The organism is Bartonella sp. CL71SXKL (genome assembly GCF_042194935.1).
Taxonomy (GTDB): Bacteria; Pseudomonadota; Alphaproteobacteria; order Rhizobiales; family Rhizobiaceae; genus Bartonella.
Window position 1 is genome coordinate 1 of the sequence record NZ_JBHINI010000026.1, and the last position, 11,076, is coordinate 11,076.

Here is an 11,076-nt window from a genome sequence, read left to right on the forward strand (position 1 = left end):
TCATCATCATATTTATTCACTTTATCAATTAATACTGCAACATCATCTAAGGTATAGGTTTTCATTAATTATTCTCCAAACTTCTTTTTTCTCTTTTCAATTAACCGTAGAGCATTTACTGCCGATGCTCTTGTCCCCATCTGTCAAAATCTATCCCTATGATACTCCATTTCATATCGATTATTCCTCCTAAATTATTGTTTGTTTGTTCTCTATATCCTTTAGCGCGTTCCTTCCAATATTCCTCTCTCCACTTACCAAACTTTTCTCTCTCTATAAGCGATTGATGTGTTTTGGGATTATCATGAATCACAGAAGTATATTTTTTATGAGATTCATGGCTAATTTCTGCTATGGGACCCTCATGCGTTTGTGAGAGATGATGCAGCTCAACTGATTCACCATCATATCCTATAGGTGCTCTTCCTGTTTCCATTCTCTCAATATTGGTGCCCCATACTTCTTCCCCTTTTACTGTCCAACTAACAATTTTGTTAGGATCAAACAAATCATCTCTCTGATAGGCTTTGTTTGTCTGTCCAAATTTGCTATCAGTAAATTTAGTGGGTTTCTTTTTTAACCAAAGCTTTTTTTCTTTAGCAGCGAGTTTAGTTAGTTCTTTCCTCGCCGCAAGTTTGTCAGAATCTCCTTGAGCTGCAAGTTCTGCAAGATTTTTCTTGGAAGCAAATTGGGCAAAATCTTTCCTAGCAATGAACTTGATCACAGCCTTGTTGCCAAGATTTATAGCTCCCTTGGCTGCTCCAGCTCCTCCAGCAAAGTTTTCTAACACTCCGGCTGATAATCTTCCACTTTCAAAACCAGCATTAAAAGCTCCGTCAACCCCCGCTTTTTCAAGATTCTCTTTTACGTAATCTATATCCCCTATAAACGCATCCTCAACACCTCCCCAGAATTGACCAGCACCTTCCCAGGCATCATCAATCACATGTCCACTCACGACCCAAGACGCTCCTGTTTCAATGTCTTTAACAGCCCTTTTCGCGCCCCCCCATGGATTGCTAGCAAATATCATTATTTGTAACATCATGTTCTTCACAGCGCCATCAGCTAACTCGTATAGCTTGATTGGTGTATCGGCAATGAGACCAGACATAAGTCCTGTCGAAAAAGTTCTATCTTGTTGTTCATCAATCTCGAACCATTTTTCGTTAACATCTCTTCGACACTGATCATCAGGGCACTCTTCTAACTCTTTCTTCATCTGAGCTTGTTGCGCACTGCTGAGGTAGTTATTTGCAGCGGCATTACCTGCGGCATCAGCACCGGCATCAACATCGCCACCGGCAATGGCGGCAGCAACGCCCCCAGCAGCCCTTGCAACATCAATGGTGTGGTCTCTAAAGCCAGAAAACTCAGCATCAATCCTTGCGGTGATGCGGGCTTGCTCTTCCGCAGTGGGGGTGCGACCGTTTAGGTCCCCCATTTCCTCTTTCACAATGCCTTGCACCCACAATTGAAACTGGAGCATAGCTGTGGCTTCACCCACAGCCCCCCCCACAGCACCGGCCGTGCAAGCACCACTCGCAACCTCGCCTTTTAAGCAGCCAAGACCAGCGTGGGCAACGATCTGTGTGACCGTATCTATTTTGCCTTCTGCCTTGGCGGTACCGATTTCTTCTGCCAACGATTTGCCAACCGTATCAGACAGGGCGATGCGCAGATTGTTAAAAAAGTTCTTGTCAAGAGAGCCGCCTTCAAGAGCCGTTTGCACGCTCGTGCCAATGGCGGCTTTGATCAGGTTCTTTTTCGCTTCAAGGGCAATGCGATCGACAAAAGGAGCGGTTTTAGGCAAAGATTGTCCAACACCTGCCATTTCCGTTAGTTGGCTGGTTAAGCCTGCTGTCAACATCGACGAGACAATGCTGAGAACATTCTTTGAAGAGCCAAGCTCATGCAAGGCACCGGCAATATTGCCGCGATTGTTAACAAGAGCCACAGCGCTTTTGTTAATCAGTGCTTGGACACCTGCCTGTATCGCTGCATTCATGGCGGTACTCGAGCCAAGCCCCAAAGCACCGGTAATGGCACTGGCAGCGCCCGAGGCTGCTCCGCCCGTAACCGCCGTGACAGCCAAGGCCACGATAGCCGCACCGGCTTCTGTCAATCCTTGGGCTTTATAATCCCAGTCTTTAAATTCAGCCTTAACTGCTTGCCAATCCACTTGCTTGGATAATTCTGGATCATCACGCAGTTGCTTGATCCATGCCATGCCTGGAGAGCGAGACAATTGCTCAAGAGATTTGTCTAAATCACCAGTTGCCTCATACTCAACAACAAAGCCATCACCCGCATCAAGCTTTATGCCACCCTTAGCATCTATGGTGACATGTTCGATGGTCTCCTTAAGGTAACCTTTATCGCTCTCACTCCACCACACAAGGTTTTCATTACGCTGATAAACATCCTTAAAATCTTGATCCTTGTTGGTCAGAAACTTGATTTTTCCCGTATCTGATGCCAAATGCGTCTGACCACCACTTGATAGCCCTGCCGCACCAAGTGTGAGATGCCCATCTTTGGCATGCATGGAGAGGTCGCCCTCTGCTTCTATCGTGGTTTTGTTTGTAGTAACTTCTGTTGATTGTTGACGAAACTTATTCTTTTGCTTCGATTTGTCGCCTTCTTTGCCCCTATCATCCAAATCAGAACTGTTAAAATCTTGCACCGAAGTCACGGTGAGAGCGCCACCACTGGTGAAATCACCATTGCCCTTGGCTTTAAACTTTCCCTCAAGGTTAAGTTCACCACCTGTGACAATGGTCAAATCTCCATCACTTTTGACTTCTGTCAAACGGTGCTCACTGCTTTGGGCGTTATAATGCCCTTTTTCCAATGTCTCCTTATGGTCACTCTCTAGCACTAATGAACCAAACGTAGCAGAACCACCGACAATCACCGTCATCGGACCGCCGCTGGTGAATTCCCCCCCCTCTGAGCCAAGATCACCAAGGGATTGAATGTTTAATTCATGATCAGAGAGAATTTGTCCCTTCTGCCCAGCTCGATCAACAAAACCATATTCATTCGTGTCACGGATTTTAGCGGTACTATTGACAATCGTATCACCCGTCATGGTAACCGTATCACCATGAATAACACCGGAAGAATTGGCTAAAAGACCGTTACTGGTGAGTTCTACAGCACCTCTGGCATCTAAAAAACCACCATCATTAAACAATGTTTGCGTGGTCGAAACGTGCAGTGCATCATTACTTACCACAGCACCGCTATTGGTAAGACGGTCCGTCTCTATAGTGACGCCATTGCCTTTCAAACGCGCACTGGCAAGGTTTCCTTGCAATCCTTGTGCGTTTTTTATCCCTTGTTCTGAAGAGGAGGTTGGCGCCAAATAAACGTGGGGCACTAAGACCTCTTGTCCGTCGACAAGGTGGGTCTCAAGCCAGATCATATCCTTTTTGATCCCAGCAATCTGCTGAGGCGTTAAGGGCTTGCCTAGCTCTAACCCCAAAGGACCTTGCTGCTCCACAGCATTGTCATAGAGCCTTTGCATTTGAGCATTGGGATCTTCAACATCAAGAAGAGTGCGATTGCCTGTCAGCTCAAAGATTTGCTCACCCACCAGACGATATTCAAAATAAGCATCCCCCAATCTTTTAAACACGTGCTCAGGCTTATAATTGCCAATCTTTTTTAAGTAATAGTCCGATCCTAAAAATTTACTTGGGTTGATAAAGTCCTGTCGCGTCTCAACTAAAAACGGCACATCCGGTGATTGGCTGCCAGCCAACTCTGTCTTGACAGAGTTAAGCCCATCTTGCGTTGGCACTTGTATGGATTCTGGTGCGGGTGTTTTTGTGCTTGGTGCAAAAAGCCCTTTGTGCCCTTTCAAACCATTGATGATGCCGTCCAATCGATCATCACTAATCAGTGGTTTGGAGCCATCAAAATCGGTGTTTTTAACACCAGCCAAACCTTTATCGCCAGAGCTTAAGCCAACTTGCTCAACCCCCTCACGCACCGCATGATTGTCAATATAGCCTGTCAACTTGGCATCAAGCGTGCCACCAGCTTCAATCGTGCCGTAAACAGCATCATAAGTGCGGACGGTTGTTTGGGTATCAGTATAATGTCCCTCATCTGTAATGCCTCCCGCATGACACCCTGCATTCCACGGTCTGCATTTCTTCTCCCTGCGATGTGTTTCAGTTACAATCTCGGTTGTTTCGATTAAATCACGCCCCTCATTGAGCAGCGTATCGCCATGCATCTCAATATTGCCATTAGCAGCAATCAAACTATAACTATTGCGGATATCACCGGCATGAACCGTGAGATGACGTCCTACTAAAATCTGTGCAGCATTATTGGTAAAATGAGGCTGTTGACGGCTAATTGTAGTGTCAACATCTTCCTTTATCTGATGGTGTTTAACATTTGGGATAGGGGTCCATTCTCCTCGCACGTAACTGTGAGAAATCACTTTATCGCTAACTTCAACCCCACCTTCACGCATGTTGGTGAGCGCTGAGACATCGAAGGTCATATCGCCTGACACGGCTTCTAAAAGACCCGAGCTGTTGATCACATGACCAGCCCGCTCTCCACTTAAGCCACGGATGATGAGATTGTCTTCAGCAATGACATCGGCAAACTTATTGATAAAATCCCCATCTAAGGAGAAAATGGCAGATTTCTTGGCATAAATTAGCCCGCTATTGCTCAGATCAGCGCTCACATTGAGCGCAACCCCATCACCACTTGAACCAATACTGCCGGCATTGTCCAAAACATCTGCGGTTAAGACAAAAGCACCACCACTTTTGAGAACACCGTCTTCACCATTTAAAACCAGAGCAACTTGCCCCAATGACGGATCATGACTTTTTGCTATAAGCGTAAAACTGTTACTGGCTAAAAGCTGACCTGAATTGGCTAAAGACCCAAGCTTCGCATCAACAACACCGCCCACCATAATACCGGAATTACTTAAAACATCATGGCTGTTGAGAGTCAGTACCCCGCCTTGCGCTTCCACAAGCCCAGCTTGGGTGAGTGTGCCTGCCTTCAGCGTTACATCATAGGCGCCAACCTCACTTGTCTCACCCATTGTCAGTATGCCATCACTGGAAAGCTCAACCCGCTTTTTAGAAACAATGCGCCCCGTTTGGCTGAGATTTGTTTGCGCATGCAAAGCAATGGTATCATTGCTTTCTATTGTGCCACTATTGCTTAAATCACCGTGGCTGGTCAGTTGAAGGTCACCACGCTCAATCTCTATGTGCCCTGCTTGGATCACACTATCAGCAACAATATTAATTGCCCCTTGCGTAGAAATGAGACCATCAACATTCTCAAAATTGCCCACATTAATGCGCAAACCATCCCGGGCTAAAACATGTGCACCTTCATCATGTGTAGCGTTTTGTTGGTCCGAATTTGTCGTTTCAGCGCTTTTATTGACAAAAGACGTTGCAACAATTTTCATCTCACCGGCTAAAGCACTAAGAAGACCAGCCTCATTGTTTATATGACCAGCACGTGTCTCTTTCAGCCCACCAATGGTGAGAGCCTCTTCAGCAATAATTCTGCCCTGTGTGTTGGTTAAATCACCATCACTGAATAGATCCATAGATTTTTTGGCGTAAATCAGCCCGCTATTGCTGACATTTCCTGCCACATTGAGGGCAACATTCTCACCACTAGAGCCAAGCACACCGGCATTGTCTAATTGCCCTGCGATCACAACAAAAACGCCACCACTTTGAAGGACACCTTCGGATGTATTCTTCAGAAAGGCTTGTTGCGGATCGGCGCCTTCTTGTGTGCTTACCATCAAATGCAAATCATCGGTTGCAATAAACGTCCCTTGATTGGTAAATGCACCAATATGAGCATCGACACTCTCACCGCGCATTGTGCCGTTATTTGCAACCCCATCACGCACTTGAAGGGTTAATGCTCCTTCTTGAGCTTCCACAGTCCCTGCTTGGGTTAAAGCATCAGCACTTAAAACCACATCATAACTTAAAATCGTGCTCTCTTGACCGGTTGTGAGCATGCCCCCCGCTGTCAATGCAACCTGCTGCATACTGACAATATCACCCGTGTGATTGAGGGCACCATGGGCATCCAGCGTTATCTTCCCATTAGACCAGACAGTGCCTTCTTGGATCAGGGCACCGTGATGCGCATAAAGGTCAATTTTTTGCTCTGCCACTAAGCGCGCGCGTGATGTAAGCTCTGCTGCTTCCACCAAAAGAGAGCCGCCGGCGCTATAATGTCCAGCGCTTACAGTGAGCGCATCATCGGCGCTCAAGACAATATTCCCCTTGGCACCAATATGGTTGTTTAAAGCGGTGATTTGATTGGTTTTAATGGTCAGATCGCCAAGGGAAGAAACCCCTGTTTGATCATTGTCTTGCATGCGGCTTAGATCAATTGTTGCTGCTTGGATCTCTAAAAGATCACCGGCGGCTATCCGCCCATTCCCCGCCTCAAGCTTTGCTGCCTGTAAATGCAAAGAACCCGTCGCTGACTGTTGACCATCACTCCCAATACCGCTTGCTAGAAGAGCATGGGACTGGAGCTTGATCACATCTGCGTGCACATCAACAGCACCGCTTGCCGCAACGCGAGCTTGCTCAGCCAATTCAACATGTTTCAAAGCCTTAAGTTCAACCGCTTCTTCTGAAAAAAGAAGATCTTTCACATGCACACTATCGTGGTGGGAACGCGCTTTTACTGCTCCTTTGGCACGTGCTTTGGCAATCACCAGCTTGCCATCACTTGTCAATCTCATGGCGCCTGCATTGGCAACCATGTCTCCTCGCATCTTAACGCCGGCGCCTTTATCATTGGCAATCACGCGGATCTGCCCCGCATACATTCCACCAAACTCACTGGAATCAATCGCCAATTCTGGCTCTTTGCCATCAGAACCAAGAGAAGTTGCTTCGCGCTTGTGATAATCAAAATGATTGTGACCAGCGATAACAGCCAAATCTCCTTTGACCTGTATGGGACCCCCGATACTGATCTTGCGCGAAACAAGATCAAAAATATCTAATGCACTCCCATCAGCCCCACGAGAGCCTATGGTGATATCACCACCCTCAACACGCAACCCACTCAAAGCGCCATCGGCTCCAATGATCGGTTGTCCGGTCGATAAAGTCACCCGTGGTGTATTAATAAAGCCACAACCGTTACAGGTAATCCCATTGGGGTTGGCGATAATAACATCCGCCATATGCCCATGTACTTCGCTCACGCCTTCAAGACGCGAGCGATTGGCACTCACCACTTCATTAAGGATAACCTTTGCTGCACCGCTATAACGCAAATTGCCATTGCCTGGCACCAATCCCCCAAGCTGTGAACGCGAGACTTCCTCAGTCGAATTGTTCAAAATCACGCCATGGGTATCAACATTGAAACTGTCATATTTGTTATGAGAAAGACCTTGTCCATTGGGGCGAACAATATCAATCAGCGGCACATCATTGCCGGCTTTCCCCACCGTGGGGCGGAAAACAGAGCCAACCCCATCAGCTGCTTTTATCCCTTGGCTCTCTTGTGCAACAGGACTTCGCGCTCCAAGCGCTTGTGCTTGCAACAACAAAGGCTGAAAAGCTAAGCAAAAACTTAAAACCAGTGAAAGCCCCTTATGGATCCCTCGCTGCAAAACACAAAGAACGCGCTTTCCTCGCTTGTATCCATATCCCAATCTATGCTTTTGATTTTTCAATCCCCGCATTTTTAGCTCCTCATAAAATTCTTTATCTCTTAAAAAAAACAACCCATATGGGTGTAAACAGCGCAGCGATATTTTTACCGCCCCTTTGCTCTAAAATCTCAATAATGCCCGTACTTGAAATAACCCTGTCGAATTTCCCTTTTCTCGCACTGTCGATTGGGTTAAAATATTCGAATAAGATACATCAATATCCGTAATGTCTCCGGTTGCATGGAAACCAAGAGTTGCCCCAACGAGGCTCCCGCCAAAACTGTTTTTGTTTGCATCATTGGCTACAGCCCCCAGATCAAGCGCCATATAAGGGGCAAATTGGCTCATAAATTTACGCCCCATTCTCGACGAAAAACCTGGCAACAACAGCGACAATTCATTGCGCCAAAACGCCCCATTATTGCCGTAATAAATCGCCTCACGCACCCCGCGCACAGAGGAACTACCACCAAGCGATATTTGCTCTGAACTAAACAACGTGTCGGGTGATAATTGTCCTGAAAACAGTGTGTTATAGCGAAAGTTATACTGTTTGAGCGAAAAAGGACGCACGTAGCCTAGGGAAAAAGACAATTTGGAAAATTGCCCTTTGGGTGAATTTTTTGTTGCATTCTCTTGCTCTTTATCGTCATAAGCGCCAAGAATTGCCAACCCCTTATGAAACCCTATATGCGCGCTTAATTCTCCTCCAAGCCACTTGCGCGAATGATCAAGCTCAAAGGTTGCAATAGCTAGTTTACGGCTGGAAACATCAACCCGACTGCCCATAATGAAATTATCAGAATATTTCCATGTCAACCGTCCCGTAACCCAGGTCTTTCCCTCTTGATCACGGTCGATAACCCGTGAAATCCATGGAGTAAGCGATAAAGACTTACCCGCAGTCATAATATCGGAAAATATCCCCTTAACACTCGAATGATATTGGCTCCACGTCCCATCAAAACCTGTTGTCCAAGTGCCATAGGGAAGAGAAAATGATCCCGTTAGAGTATCACTATTGGGGCGCTTGTGAGAAAAATGATACGGACTACCATCCATGGAGCGCTGATAGCTAAACGACCATTGATCATTGATCCCTAACAGATCATCAAAAGAAAGGCTCAAGCGCGTCTGATAAAGTCCTGTTGCTTTAGCGCCAAGATTATCGCTGGAAAGCGTAATAAGCCAAGGTTTCTGTTTTTCAATATGAACATCGAGTATCGAACCACCCGAATTGCTCCCCGCACCAAGATTAATGGTGGCTTGGCGTGAGAAAAGCCGATTGATTTGATCAAGCCCTTGCTCTATCTGGCGCAGATTGGTCGGCTTCCCAATAAGGTTTGGAAAAGCCGTGGTGATTTCTCCTTGAGATTTCCTTCCAACTTTATGCCCATCAAGGGTAATATCTTCCATCACACCTTCAACAACAACAATCTTGAGATGACCGCCGCTTAAATCTTGCTCAGGCAAATAAGCCCGCACTGCAATATAGCCGCGCTTCATATAAAGCTTGGTCACCGCTTTGAGCACTTTATTGATTTCGGCAATCCCCAAACACCGTCCTTCCCAAAGAGAAATGGCTTCATGAAGGTCGGTATGAGAAATCAACTGAGCATCAACAAATTCAATGCTTTTGATCAGCAAACAGGTTGTACCAGACGAAGCACCATAGGCAGATGTGGTATCATCATCTGGCAAAAATACCCCACGGGTTTCGTTTCTACGGTGTAATTGCTGAAAACGTTGTTGTTGCGTTTGTTGTCGTTGGATGCTCTCTGATTGATTAATCGCTTTCTCACGAATGTTTTGGGCAAAACTCGGCAACGAAAAAAGGCACAAAAAAGCCGCAAAAATAAAAGTGAAAAAAAATCTATGCATTCATTGTGTCCTCAAAATGAGCAACCAAATGAACCATATCATCAGCGTCACAGAAAAAATCGCCAACCGCGTAACAATTTTTTAATTGTTTGATGAGAATAATACTTCTAAAATCTAAGAGAAAAGCATAGACTGTACTGCATATACCTGCTTTATGTGTTGTGCAAACCATATCATTTCCCCCGCTTTTGAAGATTTTACAATGACACTGTTAAATGACAATCATACACTCTATATGCTTCTTAATTTTAAGGTGCTGCATGTAATATAATCTTGAGCTTCAAGTAAAGCCTGTTATTCATAGAATAGACCAAATTTATTGGAACTGTTACATATTAGAGACAACAAAAAACACTCCATTATTATCGCTTGATAAGAAAAATAGTATGACAATAGCTTATTTACTAAAATAAGAAAAAAAGAAAATGCGTAATGCTATAACTGATGAAGGATTAGCATATTTAAAAGCCGCTTATCCTAATGAAAAAATTACTAAAGATGATCTATTTTATTATGTTTACGGTCTCTTGCATTCAGAAGATTATCGCACCCGTTATGCTGATAACCTCTCTAAAGAATTGCCTCGCATTCCTTGCGTAAAGCGTGCTGAAGATTTTTGGAAGTTTGTAACAGCTGGGCGTGAATTGGGGCATTTGCACGTAAACTATGAAAGTGTAGAGCCGTATCCAGTGACCTTTAAAAAAGGCAATCCAAAAGTTACAGAGATCACGAACCCTAAAGAATTTTACTACGTTACAGAAATGAAATTCGCTGGGAATAGTAAGGAAAAAGATAAATTGATTGTTTTTTATAACAGCAATATCACAATAACAGATATCTCTCTTGAATCGGTTATGGGGCGTCAATGTGTAAAGACTGATAAAAAGAGTGGCATTATTAATGATGCCAATAGCTATGCTGTTGAAACCGTTGGCAACCCTGCTTATCCATTGGAGTTATTCCAAAGGGTTATTACTGTAAGTTTGGAAACAATGAAAATTGTTAAGAACTTACCAAAATTAGAAATTAGAGAAACCGAATAACTTATAAAGCATGCTCAGATGATAGGCATGTTGACCTCACAAGGGGTATAGAGCTTATAATCATATCTATACCTCTTTTGTTAAGTTGCTTACATATAATCCTAAAAGGATAGTCTATATGCGTTATTCTAAAAAGAAGAAACTTGCAATTTTAGATACTCTTATTTGGATTGCCTTTAAAAGATTATATCGTAATCTAAAATGATAGCTTTGTTTAAAGAGGGTTATGTATATTCATTTTCTTATATTACTTATAGGTTTTGAAGGTTCTTAAAACCCCCAAACCCCCTACAAAACGTATGTTATTGATTGAATTTAAAGGTTGTATTATTGATATAGGTTGTTTTTTTGAAAAGTTGATAAAAATTAACATATTGAAATATAATGACTTTTATTTTTTATTGAAAAATATGTAAAGGGGGGCGTAAAAAGCACCTCCAAAAC

Annotated in this window: 3 protein-coding genes and 2 pseudogenes; 1 reads left to right on the plus strand and 4 read right to left on the minus strand. The window is 44.3% G+C overall.

All coding sequences use genetic code 11. The features are described 5' to 3' along the window. From ACFILA_RS08600 to ACFILA_RS08615, 4 genes and pseudogenes are all read right to left on the minus strand, one after another. A pseudogene (locus tag ACFILA_RS08600) lies at nt 1–65 on the minus strand (SMI1/KNR4 family protein); the annotation flags it as partial. Between the two features lie 50 nt (nt 66–115). Continuing rightward, complete coding sequence (locus ACFILA_RS08605) at nt 116–7,738, minus strand: DUF637 domain-containing protein (RefSeq protein WP_375661016.1); 7,623 nt, start codon at nt 7,736–7,738, stop codon at nt 116–118. A gap of 90 nt (nt 7,739–7,828) precedes the next feature. Next, the gene (locus tag ACFILA_RS08610; protein WP_375661017.1) at nt 7,829–9,589 is read right to left on the minus strand and encodes a ShlB/FhaC/HecB family hemolysin secretion/activation protein; all 1,761 of its coding nucleotides are present in this window, start codon (nt 9,587–9,589) and stop codon (nt 7,829–7,831) included. Beyond that, nucleotides 9,582–9,761, minus strand: a complete 180-nt coding sequence (locus tag ACFILA_RS08615; RefSeq protein WP_375661018.1) for a hypothetical protein — start codon at nt 9,759–9,761, stop codon at nt 9,582–9,584. The genes ACFILA_RS08610 and ACFILA_RS08615 overlap by 8 nt, the downstream gene beginning before the upstream one ends. A 256-nt stretch (nt 9,762–10,017) precedes the next feature. On the opposite strand from ACFILA_RS08615, the pseudogene ACFILA_RS08620 reads away from it, so the two are divergent. After that, nucleotides 10,018–10,632: pseudogene (locus ACFILA_RS08620) on the plus strand (type ISP restriction/modification enzyme); the annotation flags it as partial. Nucleotides 10,633–11,076: the final 444 nt, after the last annotated feature.

Coding starts and splice junctions, on each gene's coding strand:
- ACFILA_RS08610 (WP_375661017.1), bottom strand. CDS start 9,589: ATGCATAGATTTTTTTTCACTTTTATTTTTGCGGCTTTTTTGTGCCTT.
- ACFILA_RS08605 (WP_375661016.1), bottom strand. CDS start 7,738: ATGCGGGGATTGAAAAATCAAAAGCATAGATTGGGATATGGATACAAG.
- ACFILA_RS08615 (WP_375661018.1), bottom strand. CDS start 9,761: ATGGTTTGCACAACACATAAAGCAGGTATATGCAGTACAGTCTATGCT.